This window comes from Romboutsia lituseburensis DSM 797, from assembly GCF_900103615.1.
In the GTDB taxonomy this organism is placed as follows: Bacteria; Bacillota; Clostridia; order Peptostreptococcales; family Peptostreptococcaceae; genus Romboutsia_F; species Romboutsia_F lituseburensis.
The window spans coordinates 265,116-279,096 of record NZ_FNGW01000004.1; the positions used below are offsets into that span (position 1 = coordinate 265,116).

The window sequence follows — 13,981 nt, forward strand, 5'->3', positions numbered from 1 at the left end:
CTTATTGAATAATAATACTTTTTTCTATTTAAGCTCCTATTTCACTATTTTGAGTAAACTCTCTATAATACATAGATTTATCTAATTCACCTTCTTTATTACTTACTACTAAAGTACAAGCACAGTCACCCATAACATTAACTGTAGTTCTTGCCATATCTAGTAGTCTATCAACACCCATTATAAGTCCGATACCTTCTAGTGGTAGTCCAACAGAAGTTAAGACCATAGATAAAGTAATCATACCTACACCAGGAACACCAGCAGTACCAACAGAAGCTAAAGTAGCAGTTAAAATTATTGTAAGGAATGAATTTATACCTAGATCAATTCCGTAAAGTTGAGCTATAAATATACAAGCTACACCTTGCATTATAGCAGTACCATCCATATTAATTGTAGCACCTAATGGAAGTGTAAAAGAAGCTACTGAATTATCAACTCCTAGTTCCTCCATGCTTTCGATAGTTAAAGGCAGAGCTGCATTACTTGAAGCTGTAGAGAAAGTCACAGCTGCTACACCCGCAAATTTTTTGAAAAATGGCTTTAATTTAAGTCCAGTAAATATCTTAACCATACCAGAGTACACAATAACTACTTGTAAAACCAATGCTAAAGAAACAGCAAACATATATTTAAGTAATGAGAAAATAGCATCAAATCCTGTAGTAGCAAAAGTATTAGCTATTAAAGCAAACACTCCATATGGAGCTACTAACATTATTATACTTACCATTTTCATACAAACTTCATTAGCAGACTCAAAAAGCTTTCTCAATGGATCAGCTTTTTTACCAACTACACTCATAGATACACCAAGCAGTAAAGAGAACATTATAATTTGTAACATTTCCCCACTTGCTAATGATTGAATAGGGTTTGTAGGAATTATACTTAAAATAACCTCAACTAAAGGTTTACTTTCACCTATAGTAGGCGCTTGAGTTATTAAATTTGACATATCAAGACCAACGCCAGGATTTATTAGTTTACCAACACCTAATGCTAAAGAGATAGCAATAGCAGTAGTAGCTAAGTAAAAACAGAAAGTTCGAATTCCTATTCTACCAAGTTTTTTTACATCCCCCATAGAAGATGATCCACATACCAACGATATAAATACCAGTGGAACAACTAGCATCTTTATAGAATTTATAAAGCCGCTACCCATTACTTTTAAAACTCCATCTAAAAGTATGGTATTTTTGATAGTTCCATCAGGTACACCTTTAAGAATTAAACCTAAAACGGCTCCTAAGAGTATACCTATAAAAATTTTACTAGTAAGTCCTAATTTTTTTTTCATCAAATCACCCCATAATTAAATTTTTGTCTAATAATATAAAAAATATATGTTTTATAATAACAGGGAGATTATTTAAATGCAAGTTAAAAAAAATTAACTTCAAAAATTGAAAAAATAAAACAAATCAATATTATGCAATTAAAGTATGTCTAGCTTAAATAAACAACGTATAAATAAGTTAAATACTTATAATATGAACTATTAAATGGTTATTTGTAATTATAAAATAAAGCGATGATTTATACGTTTGGATGTCTGAAAAATGAATAAAAAAAAATGAAAAAGTCATAAATTAATAAATAGAAGTAAAAAATATACAAAAGGTTACACGGCTGTAACTTAGTTAACGAATTTGTAATCTAAAGTAACAGCCGTGTAACTGTTATATGTAAATTAATTATGATAATATTAAATCATAGAAAAGAGACAAACCAAATTCAATAAACTAAAAACAAAATAGTGATTGAAGAAACAAGTTAGTTGAATTTTTACATATAATCATAATAGTAGAGGATGGGATGAAAATGAAAAGAGCAATAACAGCATTATCAATATTATGTGGAGGATTATTATTTGTAAATCCAGTGGCAAATATATTTGCACAAGGTACTAATACTAATCAAGTTATAGAACAAGCTCAAACTACTGAAAACAGCACTAATAAAGAAATAACTAACCAACCGATAGTAAAAGCAAATGAAACAGTAGCAAAAGAACAAAAAGAAGAAGTTAAGTCTAAAAATATAGAAACAAACAATAATGTTGTAAATAAAGTAAACAAAATAGAAACAACTCAAAAACAAGAAAATGTAAAAGATGAAGTTAAAATAGATAAAGTAGAAAAAGAAGAACCTAAAGAAGAAAACAAAGATGTTGTAAAAGAAGAAAACAATACTCAAGTTAAAGATGAACAACAAGATGTAGAAAAAGAACAAGTTACTACAGAAGAACCTAAAAAAGAAGAACCTAAAGATGAAAGCAATGTAGAAGTTATAAATGTATTAAACAAAGAACAAGCTCAAGAAGTATTAAAAATGTATAAAAAAGATGTACAATTTACATATGAAGGTGATGAAAACAACTTCCAAGCATTAAGCCAAAGAGGATTAAGCGGATACGTATTCTTCCCAGACTATGATACTGATCTAGGATTCTTTGTTGACAAAAATACAGCTAGCATATACTACTTCCACCCAAGTGGATATCTTGAATTAGCTTTATAAAATAAGTTTTTTAAAACCTATCTCATATTTGAGGTAGGTTTTTTTACGTGCAACAGATGAAGTCGTTGATTATATGAAGTGTAGTGATTACGCAGTTACTTAAGTGAAGCGGATTTTTTTATTGAGAAAATAGTATTTTTAATATATAAAGCATCAGTGTATGTATCCGTATAAATAAAGAGACAAACTATTTGAGGTGATAAAAAATGATTGATAAGTTACAATTATTAGAAATGACATCTAAATTATCATTTGGAGGATCAAATAATTGTAGTTGTAATAACTCTTCTAACAACAATGCATTTGATATGATAATGATAAGTTTATTAAAAGCTATAGCGCAAACGAATGAGGGCACAAATATAAGTTATGCCAATACAAATATACAAAATAATAATTCGAGTAATAATAATTCGAATTTAACATTAGAAACACCAAATAGTATTCAAAATACAAATAAAGTACAGTCAACAAATAAAAACCAAGACGTAAATCAAAGGATAGATAATGCAGTAGGTATAGCATCTAAAAAATATGGAGTAGATGAAAACTTGATAAGAGCAATTATAAAAGTTGAATCTAATTTTAATCCTAATTGTGTATCTAGGGCAGGTGCAAAAGGGTTAATGCAACTTATGCCAGAAAACTGTAGGGATTTAGGTGTGAAAGACCCATTAAATATAGAAGAAAATATAGATGGTGGGACTAGGCATATAAAAGAATACTTAGATAAATATAATGGAGATGTGGAAATGGCATTAATGGCCTATAATGGTGGTCCAACTAGAATGGCTAGAAGAGGTGTAAAATCTATAAATGATATTTACAAAATGCCAAAAGAAACTCAAAATTATGTTCCAAAAGTAATGAAGTATTATAAGGGTATATAAATATAAAAATTAGCTTTATTAAAGCTAATTTTTATATTATTTTTAGCATAACTAATAACTTGTCTTTTAATGTTTTAAATCTTTTTTCTGAAACTGGAATAATTTTTGAATTTATAATGACAGAACTTCTTGTTAGTTTATTTATTCTTTTTATATTTATTATAAAATTATCATGGCATCTAAAAAATGTTGATGGGCATAGTTTTCTTTCTAGCTGATCAATAGTGTATCCTGTTTCTACACATTTATTAGATGTATAAATTAAACAGTGATTTCCACGAGATTCTATAAATGAAATAGAGCGAGTGGAGACTCCTGATAAAACTACTAATGGTTTATCTACATTTTCAGAATTCTTAAATTGAAAAATATTATTTAAAGACTTATTATTTTTTGATTTAGAGTTTTTTAAATCATTAAGACAGCTAGAAACTTCATCTTCAAAAGATTCATATTTTAAAGGCATTAAAATATATCTAAAATCTTTCAAACAAAATCCATTCAACATAAAGTCCATTATTTCAGGGATAAATATTATTTGCGAATTTTTATAAATTGACTTAAATTTATTGTGTATAGAGTGAACAGATTGTTCACTATTTAAATTAATCTTTAAAAATAATATATCTAAATTTTTAGGTGGAGAATATACTAGGTGATCAAAAGAACTATATTTAGATAATTTGTACTTTAAGTGATTAGATGATGAAAAATCCTTCAAAAAACTACTTAATATATCTGCTTGTTTTGAATCATTGCAACAAATGCTTATATTAATCATAAAAATTCTCCTTAAAATAAAAAATTCTCTTTGCTTAAGACACTACGTGGGTTCTAAATTTAATCTGGCCAACGAATTCGTCCGTTGTTTAAATATTAAATATTAAAATAGTTAACTAAGTAACAATTCTTCAATAGATTAAAATATCCTCTCTAAAGAATATTCCATACTAAGAGTATTGATTCAATAAAAATTTTATATTCAGATTTAAAACTAAAATACTAATAAAATGTAACTTTTAAATAGCTCAAAAGGCTAAAGAAATTAAAATAGTATACGTACAATTTTAGTAATGAATTATAAAATCCTAAAAGTGAAATATAAATACATTTATTTAGATATACGTGTATTTAGAAAGTACGGGGAGAATGAGCGATGCAAGAAGGTAAAATGAAATTAAACCAAAGAATTAACCCTTATAGTAGGTGGGATATGCCTGGTGCAATTGAAAAGGTTAAAATGTACTTGAATAAACGAGATAAATTTACAGGTCTTTATAATAGAAATTATTTTTTCTATTGTTTAGGTCAAAAGAAAAATGGAACGTTTATAAAAATTAAATTTATGGGGATTAATTTTATAAACTTAAATTCAGGTATAAAAACTGGTGATGAAATTATACAACATATATCAAAAACATTAAAAAATATAAGGGCGAATTGTATAGCATCTAGGTTGTCTGGAACTAAATTTGGGTTGTACACTGAAGAAACAGAAATAAATTATATAAGACAAATAATAGAAGAGATTATTACTATTACTAATAGTATTAGTAATAATAGTGACAATATAAAAGTATCGGCTAGTATTGGAGCTGTTATTTACAATAATAACGACTTTAGCATAAAAGATGCATCTAACAAACTAGAAATATCACTTTCGAATTGCATTAGAAAAGGAAATAACAAATATGAAATATACAATGAAAAATATGAACCACATATAAATATTGAAAGTATAGAAAAATCAATAGAAAGTGGAGAAATAACATTGTACTATCAACCGAAAGTAGATGTTAAAAGTAAAAAAATAAAAGGGGTAGAAGCTTTAATTAGATGGTTTGATGAGGAATATGGATACATAACACCTAACAAGTTGATAGGATTTGCTGAAAATACTGGATACATAAGCTCTTTAGGTAGATGGATAATAAGAAAAGCATGTGAAGAAATAAAAGAATTAAATGATACATTAGATCAAAGGATAGACTTGTCTGTAAACATATCACCTTATCAATTAGAAGATGAAAAATTTTTAAATGATATAAAAGATATAGTTAAAGAAATTGGATTTGATCAGGAATTACTAAAACTTGAAATTACTGAAAATGAAAATATGGAATCTATAGATAAAATTCACCAAATATTTAGAGAAATAAAAAGTACAGGAATCAAAGTATCTATAGATGATTTTGGAAAAGGATACAACTCAATTGACTATATAAAAAATTATAACGTGGACGAAATTAAAATTGATAAATCGCTTGTAGAATACCTAGAAAATAATCCGTTATTTATAAAGAGTTTAATAAATATGATTCATACAACAAATGCATATGTAGTTGCAGAAGGAGTAGAGAGAAAAGTAGAATATGATTTTTTAGAAAGAATGGGATGTGATTTTATACAAGGATACTATTGCTATAAACCTATGTCATTTAACAGCCTGTTAGAGATAATTAAAAAAGATACAATATAATGTAGCTAATAAAGAATCATTTAAAAAAACTTAAGTAAGAAAAGAAATAACCGTATGATATAATAGAGGATAAAACAATATATCAACATTATAGAGGTTTAATATGAAAGTAGGAAATGTAGGACTTAATACAGGTTTGAATATAGAAAGTAAAGGCAACAAGAATAGATCGGATTTTAGTGAAAGTTTTAATCAAGCAAACAAAGCCAAAACAAAAGAAGAACTAGAATCATACATGAAAGAGATTAAGTCAATAGGTGAAAGATTAGTAGCAACTCAAAACTATACAGATGTTATAAAATACAAACAAGTAATTAAAGGATATTTAAAATCTGTTGTAGATTATGTGTATAGCTTAAATCAAAATACTAGCTTTTGGGATGGTAATTATTTTACAACTGTAAAAACAGTAAATGAAAAGTTAGATGAAATGACAAGAGAATTAATGTATGAACAAAAAGAAAATATAGATATGGCATCTAAAATAGATGAAATTAACGGACTTTTATTAGATATATATATGTAAGGAGGCAGATTATGAACGACAATAATATAATAACAACTGACAGTGTGATATATGAAGCTCAATTTGAACAATTAGTTGAGGGAGAAAAAGTACCTTTAAATGCTTTAAATGACATAATGGAAGCACAAATGGATATAGAGGTACTAATGGGAGAAACTAAGGAAAAAATAGGAAAAATAGTTAATTATAAAGTGGGAGATATAATTAAGTTAGATAAACACCTAGAAGAAACTTTAGATATAAGTGTAAATGGAAAAGTAATTGCTAGTGGAGAAAGTATAATAATTGACAATAGACTAGGAATTAGACTATCTAAAATTAAAAAAGAAGAGGATGGGATGTAATACTCAAATTTTTAAGGAGGGATAATATGAATATAAATAAAGTTAATTTTGCAAATGTGAATAATGTATATAAAATAAATAAACAAGAAAATAAACAAGAAACTACTCAACAATCTGTATCAAAAAGCACAAAGGATACAGTAGAAATATCAGACTTAGGCAAATACTTAAATAAAGTAAATACTAGTAAAGAAGAGATAAACATGGATAAAGTTAATGATATAAAAGCAAGAATAGAGAATGGGACATATAAAGTAGATTCAAAAGATTTAGCAAAAAAAATAATACAACATATGAAGGGGGATATATAATTGAGCCCAGAGTTAAAAGTGGTAATATTTGAAGAAAGAAAATTATTAAAAAATTTATTAACTATGTTAGATGAACAATATGATTTGATTATAAATAAAGAAGTCATGAAGTTAGATAAAATCGCAAAAGACTTAGATGAAATCGCAAAGGATTTAGCTAGAATAGAAATCAAGAGAAGAAACATAATGGGTAGTGATACTAGCATGCAAGAAACTATAAAAGTTTGCGATGATGAAAATATAAAACAAGCCTATGAAGAGATAAAATCTACTTTAAAAATGGTAGAAATGCAAAAAGAAGCTAATGCAACCCTTATAAAACAAAGGTTGTTTTTTACTACAAAAATGATAAATGCAATAAAACCAAATAAAGGTGCAGGTACATATAATGCTTATGGACAAGTAGGAAAATAAATATAGGAGGAATATTATGGCGGGATTATTAGGAACATTACATTCAGCAGGTTCAGGAATGAGAGTAAGTCAAACCTCAATCCAAACTGCTTCTCATAATATAAATAATATGAATACTCCTGGGTATTCAAGACAAAGAGTAGAGCAAAAAGCAAGTAGCGCATATAGTTATCCAGGATACAACAGCAAGTTAGGGGCTGGACAGTTAGGAACAGGTGTTGAAGCTACGGATGTTATAAGAATGAGAAATACTTTTTACGATTTTCAATTTAGAAGTGAATCTCATAACTATGGTGAGATAGGTGTTAAATATGAACACTACACAAATATGGAAAAAATATTTAATGAACCATCAGACACATCTATATCTGCATCAATTGCAAACTTCTTTAGTAGTTGGCAAGAACTTTCTAAAAATCCTACGGATGTAGCGTCTAAAGATATAGTTGTTCAAAATAGTAAATACTTAGCGGATAAGATAAGTAATATAAAAGAAAAATTAGATAGTTTATCATCTCAAGCAGACAAAAAACTTAATGATGATGTTAAAGAAATAAATGATATGCTTAATCAATTAAAAGAATTAGATAAGCAAATTAAAATTGTTCAAGGTAGTGGTAAGTCTCCTAATGACTTAATGGATGAAAGAGATAAAATACTTGATGATTTAAGCTTTAAAATGAATTTAGGAAATGATGATATAAAAGAAGCTTTTGAGGGTGGTCTATCAAAAGTTGAAATAACTGAAACTGGTGGAAAAAAACAATTAACTCTAACATATGGAGATCCTGCTAAAACTAAAGATATACCAGCTGATAAAATATCAGGAGAAATAAAAGGTTCTTTAGAGATGATAGACAAGGTTAAAGAATATTCAAATAGTTTAACTGAGCTAGCAAAAGGAGTAGCAAAAGGAGTTAATAATGTTTTAAATGGAAGAGATATAAATGATACTACAGATTTACCTGATGATAAAAAATTATTTATAGTAGATGATAAAAATAATCCTATAATAAAAGTTAATCAAGACCTATTAGATAACCCTAGAGATTTAAATATAACAACTGAAATAGCTAATCAAATGTATCATTTAAAAGATAAAAAAATAAAAATAGGGAATCCAGAAGAAGAAACAACTATAGATAAATTCTATAATAACGTAATACAAAAATTAGGTAATGAGACACAAGAAGTAATAAGGAATGAAAAAAATCAAAGTAAAATACTTAAAGAAATAGATAATTTAAGACTAAATGTATCAGGAGTATCGTTAGATGAAGAAATGGTAAGCTTGATACAATTCCAACATGCATATAATGCAAGTGCAAAAGTAATATCTACAATAGATTCTTTATTAGATGTAGTAATAAATGGTCTAAAAAGATAATTAGGAGGAAAATATGAGAATAACTAATACTTCAATGACAAGAAATCACATGTACGATACACAACAAAATTTAACAAGAATGAACAAAATAAGTGAACAATTAGATTCGGGAAAAGTTATAAATAGAGTATCTGATGATCCACATAAAGCTATAAGGATAATGAATTTAAATAATGAAATACGTTACACTGAAAAATATAACTATAATGTAGATGAAGTAGTAGGATGGATGGAAACCACAGACGGATCTTTAGATCATTTTGGAAATATACTTAACGATATAAAAAAGAATATACTAGAAGTTGGTAATGGCGTATACAACGATGAAGAACTTAAAGCTATTCAATCTGAAATGAATGAAAAAATAAAAGATCTTGGTAATGTACTTAATACAACCTATGCAGGTAAGTATATGTATGGAGGTACTAATGTAGATGAACCGCCAATAAATGTTTTAGTAGATGATGAAACTGGAGTGGTAACATTACAATTAAATCCTAATTCTAATACAGATAATTTAAAAGCTGATATATCTGATGGAATAAATATAGACTATAATTTATCAGCAGGTGAAATCTTTACGCAAGAACATCTAGATGCAATAAATAGCTTATCGGCTACAATGAATGCTATGATAACTGGTGAAAAAGTACAAGTAAAATCGGATGGGACATTAGAAAAAAATCCAGATGGTACAACTAAAAAGGCAACTGTGGATAAAGTAAAAGAAAGAGAATTGTTAAACTCAAATATAAAAGGTAAAATTGATAATTTATCTAACCATGCACTAGATGAAAGAACTTCACTTGGAGTTAGAGCTAGTACAGCTGAAAAAGTTAGAGAACTTAATGACGAGAATATACTAAATATGAAAGGTGTATTATCGTTAGATCAGGATGTTGATCATGTTGAAAAATTTATAGAGTTAAAATCAGCAGAATTAGTATATCAAGCATCTATACAAGTAGGAGCTAAATTAATACAACCTACAATATTAGATTATATGAGATAGCCAGGAGGTAATTATGGAAATAATATTTGAAAAAGGAATTCCTGGTTTTGAGGAATACAAATACTTTAGGCTAAGCAATATAGAAGGTAATGAAAATTTTAAGACGATTACTTCTAAAGAGAACTTAAATGTTGGATTTGTATCTATATCACCATTTGAAGTGAAAAAAGATTATGAAATAAACTTAAGTGATGAAATAATAAATGAACTAAATATAGAAAAGCCAGAAGATGTATTGGTGTTAAATATAATAACGCTAGGAAAAACTTTAGAAACTAGTACAGTTAATTTAAAAGCTCCATTAATAATAAATATAAAAAATAATAAAGGTAAACAATTAATATTGCAAGATGATAAATACAAAATAAAAGAACCTTTAAAATAGGAGTGAAAAAATGTTAGTAATTACTAGAAAAAAAGGAGAATCTCTATTAATAGGGGATGATATAGAAATAAAAATAGTAAAAGTAGATGATGGAAGTGTCAAAATCGCAATAGATGCTCCGAAAGAAAAAACTATACTTAGAAAAGAAGTATATGAAAAAGTAAAATATGAAAATTCAAATGCTATAACAAAAGCAGATGATATTTTAAAGTTATTTAAGTAAGTAAAAGTGAGGGAGAAAGTTATGTATACGGCAAACCCATACAATGCATATAAACAAAATTCAGTAAACATGGCATCTAAGGAACAATTATTATTAATGCTATTAGACGGAGCTGTTAAATATACAAAAGTAGCTAGAATTGCTATAGTAGAAAAAAATATGGCTAGAGCACATGAGGAATTAATTAGAGTTCAAGATATATTTTTAGAACTTATGATAACTATGGATAAAAGTTCAGGGAACCATATGGAAGACTTGTATAATGTATATGAATTTATAAAAAACGAACTAATTAAAGCCAATATAAAAAAAGATGTGAAAATTATAGACAACATACTTCCTGTAATAGAAGATGTAAGAGATATGTGGCATGAAGTAGATAAAAAAATAAAAACTGGAAAATAGGGGGAATATTATGTCAAGTGTAAGCGGTATAAGATTACCAGGCCTAGCAACTGGTATGGATACAGATTCTACGATAAAAGAAATGCTTAAGGGTGAGCAAAATAAAATCGATAAGGTAAAACAAAAAGAACAAACTATAAAATGGCAACAAGAAATATATAGAGAAGTTATAAAAGATATACAAACACTTAATGATAAGTACTTTTCGTTAACATCTAAAGATTCTATAGTAAGCTCTGGATCATGGAATACTTTAACTGTTTCAAGTTCTAATTCAAATATAATAACAGCGACTGGAAGTGCTGGTGCAAATCCTGTAAATTATAAATTTGAAGTAAATAAGCTTGCAAGTGCAGGCAAAGGCAGTTCATCGACTGCTACTAATGGAAAAACAATAAAAAAAGAGAGTAGTTTAGAAGACTTAGGTTTAGCTGGAGAAACTATATTTAAAATTAAATATGGAGATGGAGAAGGCGAAATATCGAAATCCATAACTATTAGAACTGAGCCTGTCATGGAAAAAGTGCTAGTTGATAAAGTAGATGTAGATGGGAATCCAGTAAAAGATGCAGATGGAAATATAATCAAAGAGGAAAAAGAAGTTGTAAAAGAAGCTGCAGATACAATAGACAGTTTGATGAAAAAAATAAATGATGCAACTAATGGTGAAGTTAAAGCATCATATAGCGAAATGACAGGCACATTTACTCTAGAAGGTAAAAAGACTGGCTCTAGTAATGGTTTTATGATTGTTGGAGATGATGGTAAAACAACTAGTAGTTCATTAGATTTTTTAAATTTAAGTGGTAAAGATTTAAATGGAAAATTTACAGGAACGGATTCTGATATTAAAATCTATGGAAGTGACGGAAATGAAATTAAAGATGCTCCAATTGATAAAAACTCAAATTCATTTACGATAGATGGTATAACTTATAATTTACATTCTGCTAAGCCTGGTGAAGTAGTAGAATTAACTTCAAAACAAGATGTACAACCTGTAATAGATAATATGAAGGCTTTTGTTGAAGATTATAACAAATTGATGGATAAGATGTATAATCTTGTAACTCAAAAAACTAATAAAGATTATTCTCCATTAACTGAAGCTCAAAAAGAAGACATGAGTGAAGCAGAAATTGAAAGATGGGAAAAGAAAGCTAAAGAAGGGTTACTTAGAAATGACCAAGAAATGAGAAAATTCATTGATGACATGACAAATTCAATATTTGGAGACAATATGCAAGCATTGAATGAAATGGGACTTACATCTCATGAAGATTACAACAAAAAAGGTCAAATATCATTAAATGAAGATAAGTTTAGAAAATCTTTAGAAACTAATGCAGATAAAGTATATGATATGTTTGCAAAAGGTAGCTCTAGTGTGATGGAAAAAATGAAAAGCACCATAAAAGGTTATGTAGGAAATTCATCTTCTATCTTTGCGAAAAAAGCAGGAATAGAAAAAACTGCATCTGTAGCTAATAATTTTTATTCTGAACAATTAAAAAGACAAGCGGAAACTTTAAAAACACTTCAAAGAAAAATGGGTGATAAAGAAAATGCTTTATATAAAAAATTTAGTGCGTTAGAAGCTAGCATGAATAAGTTAAATTCTCAAATGAGCTACTTTATGCAAGGTTAATTTAGGTGGATATTAAAAATATGAATAATGTAAAAATATATAAAAATATATCACTAGAAATAATAAAGCTGTTTGAAGATGATAAATTAGAAGAATTAGAAAAGTTACTAAATAAAAGAGATAAAATTTTAAAAGAAGAAATTAATAATAGAGAATTCAAAAAAATGTTAATAGATGATGGTATATTGGATATAGATTTAACTATTAAAAAGCTTATAAGTGAGAATATAATAGAAGTTAAACAAGAAATAAGAGAACACAATTTATCCAAAAAAGCTAGTGGTTCATACATGTACACTACAAAACAAAAAATAAATATTTTTAATGTAAAAGTATAAAGTACTGAAACATATAACCGTAAAATAATATTATAAGTTACACTTATAATATTATTTTTTTATTATTTTAAAATAATAAAAAAATAATAAAAAAATAATAAAAAAACATAAAGTATTGTAAAGTATAACCGTAAAATAATATTGTAAGTGATACTTGGCCAAGTATTTCTAAATAAATAATGAAAAATTAGACAAGGATGTCGAAAAAAACTAAGGAGAGTATAAAAATGAGAATAAACACTAATATCAATGCTATGATAGCAACTAACCAAATGTCAAAAAACACTGCATTAGCAGGAAACTCTATGGAAAAATTATCTTCAGGATTAAGAATAACTAAAGCTGGAGATGATGCAGCAGGATTAGCTATATCTGAAAAGATGAGATCTCAAATAAGAGGTATGGAACAAGCTGATAGAAACGTACAAGATGGTATATCTATGGTACAAACTGCAGAAGGTGCTTTAGAAGAAGCAGGAAATATAGTTCAAAGAATGAGAGAATTAGGACTACAAGCAGGAAATACAACATTAGAAACTGCTGATAGAGATAAAATAAAAGTAGAATTAGATCAATTAACAAAAGAAATAGGTAAGATAGCTTCAGATACTAAGTTTAACAATACTACAGTATTTAGTGCTAATACAGTAACAATACAAGCAGGAGCTAATAGTGAGACAAGAACATTCTCAGTAGGAGCTTTAGCTACTACAGTAACTTCAGATGTATCTGATGCTGCTAAAGCAGCTGCAGTAGTTACAGCAGCAACTACTGACTTAGCAACTATAAATGAATCAAGAGCTAAATTAGGGGCAGTACAAAATAGATTAGAGTACACTTCTTCAAATTTAACTACATCAACTGAAAACTTATCTGCAGCAGAATCAAGAATAAGAGACGTAGATGTTGCTAAGGAAATGGTTAAGTTATCTAAATTAAATATATTAAATCAAGCATCACAAGCAATGGTTGCTCAAGCTAAGCAACAACCAGAGTCTGTAGCTCAATTATTAAGATAATTTTATTAAAGTTTTAAAACTAAGGAGTAAAGCATATGCTTTACTCTTTAATTTTAACTTTAATAATAGTG

At 27.5% G+C, this 13,981-nt stretch carries 17 protein-coding genes; 15 read left to right on the forward strand and 2 right to left on the reverse strand.

Translation table 11 applies throughout. The annotated features are described in order from the left end of the window. Positions 1-28: 28 nt before the first annotated feature. The gene (locus tag BLP75_RS09560) at positions 29-1,306 is read right to left on the reverse strand and encodes a dicarboxylate/amino acid:cation symporter (protein ID WP_092725611.1); all 1,278 of its coding nucleotides are present in this window, start codon (positions 1,304-1,306) and stop codon (positions 29-31) included. 518 nt (positions 1,307-1,824) lie between these two features. Between BLP75_RS09560 and BLP75_RS18000 the strand changes: the two genes are divergently transcribed. Both BLP75_RS18000 and BLP75_RS09570 read left to right on the forward strand, forming a co-directional pair. Beyond that, entirely contained in the window at positions 1,825-2,529 is a 705-nt protein-coding gene (locus tag BLP75_RS18000; protein ID WP_139149834.1) for a hypothetical protein, read from the forward strand. A 206-nt stretch (positions 2,530-2,735) separates the two neighbouring features. Next, complete coding sequence (locus BLP75_RS09570; RefSeq protein WP_092725613.1) at positions 2,736-3,419, forward strand: lytic transglycosylase domain-containing protein; 684 nt, start codon at positions 2,736-2,738, stop codon at positions 3,417-3,419. 31 nt (positions 3,420-3,450) lie between these two features. Here BLP75_RS09570 and BLP75_RS09575 read toward each other — a convergent pair whose 3' ends face one another. Further along, on the reverse strand, positions 3,451-4,200 hold the full coding sequence (locus BLP75_RS09575) for a LytR/AlgR family response regulator transcription factor (RefSeq protein ID WP_092725615.1): 750 nt from the start codon (positions 4,198-4,200) through the stop codon (positions 3,451-3,453). 375 nt (positions 4,201-4,575) lie between these two features. Here BLP75_RS09575 and BLP75_RS09580 point away from each other — a divergent pair, with 375 nt between their 5' ends. The 13 genes from BLP75_RS09580 to BLP75_RS09640 all read left to right on the forward strand — a co-directional run bounded on the left by BLP75_RS09580 (position 4,576) and on the right by BLP75_RS09640 (position 13,910). Further along, complete coding sequence (locus BLP75_RS09580) at positions 4,576-5,898, forward strand: bifunctional diguanylate cyclase/phosphodiesterase (protein ID WP_092725617.1); 1,323 nt, start codon at positions 4,576-4,578, stop codon at positions 5,896-5,898. A gap of 103 nt (positions 5,899-6,001) precedes the next feature. After that, positions 6,002-6,424: a YaaR family protein gene (locus BLP75_RS09585; protein ID WP_092725619.1), complete on the forward strand. Its 423-nt coding sequence runs from the start codon at positions 6,002-6,004 to the stop codon at positions 6,422-6,424. Between the two features lie 11 nt (positions 6,425-6,435). Continuing rightward, positions 6,436-6,768: a FliM/FliN family flagellar motor switch protein gene (locus BLP75_RS09590; RefSeq protein ID WP_092725620.1), complete on the forward strand. Its 333-nt coding sequence runs from the start codon at positions 6,436-6,438 to the stop codon at positions 6,766-6,768. 26 nt (positions 6,769-6,794) lie between these two features. Continuing rightward, positions 6,795-7,079, forward strand: coding sequence for a flagellar biosynthesis anti-sigma factor FlgM (gene flgM, locus BLP75_RS09595; RefSeq protein ID WP_092725622.1), 285 nt, complete (start codon positions 6,795-6,797; stop codon positions 7,077-7,079). Continuing rightward, positions 7,080-7,493: a flagellar protein FlgN gene (locus BLP75_RS09600; protein WP_092725623.1), complete on the forward strand. Its 414-nt coding sequence runs from the start codon at positions 7,080-7,082 to the stop codon at positions 7,491-7,493. Between the two features lie 16 nt (positions 7,494-7,509). Next, the gene (flgK, locus tag BLP75_RS09605; protein ID WP_092725625.1) at positions 7,510-8,880 is read left to right on the forward strand and encodes a flagellar hook-associated protein FlgK; all 1,371 of its coding nucleotides are present in this window, start codon (positions 7,510-7,512) and stop codon (positions 8,878-8,880) included. A gap of 13 nt (positions 8,881-8,893) precedes the next feature. After that, positions 8,894-9,892: a flagellin N-terminal helical domain-containing protein gene (locus BLP75_RS09610; protein ID WP_092725626.1), complete on the forward strand. Its 999-nt coding sequence runs from the start codon at positions 8,894-8,896 to the stop codon at positions 9,890-9,892. 13 nt (positions 9,893-9,905) lie between these two features. Further along, a complete protein-coding gene (fliW, locus tag BLP75_RS09615; RefSeq protein WP_092725627.1) occupies positions 9,906-10,277 on the forward strand; it encodes a flagellar assembly protein FliW in 372 nt (123 codons plus the stop codon). Positions 10,278-10,287: 10 nt separating this feature from the next. Continuing rightward, positions 10,288-10,500: a carbon storage regulator CsrA gene (gene csrA, locus BLP75_RS09620; RefSeq protein WP_092725628.1), complete on the forward strand. Its 213-nt coding sequence runs from the start codon at positions 10,288-10,290 to the stop codon at positions 10,498-10,500. Between the two features lie 21 nt (positions 10,501-10,521). Further along, a complete protein-coding gene (fliS, locus tag BLP75_RS09625; RefSeq protein ID WP_092725630.1) occupies positions 10,522-10,905 on the forward strand; it encodes a flagellar export chaperone FliS in 384 nt (127 codons plus the stop codon). A gap of 10 nt (positions 10,906-10,915) precedes the next feature. Then, the gene (gene fliD, locus BLP75_RS09630; RefSeq protein WP_092725632.1) at positions 10,916-12,553 is read left to right on the forward strand and encodes a flagellar filament capping protein FliD; all 1,638 of its coding nucleotides are present in this window, start codon (positions 10,916-10,918) and stop codon (positions 12,551-12,553) included. A 20-nt stretch (positions 12,554-12,573) separates the two neighbouring features. Beyond that, complete coding sequence (locus BLP75_RS09635) at positions 12,574-12,891, forward strand: hypothetical protein (RefSeq protein ID WP_092725634.1); 318 nt, start codon at positions 12,574-12,576, stop codon at positions 12,889-12,891. Between the two features lie 227 nt (positions 12,892-13,118). Beyond that, a complete protein-coding gene (locus BLP75_RS09640) occupies positions 13,119-13,910 on the forward strand; it encodes a flagellin N-terminal helical domain-containing protein (RefSeq protein WP_092725635.1) in 792 nt (263 codons plus the stop codon). Positions 13,911-13,981: the final 71 nt, after the last annotated feature.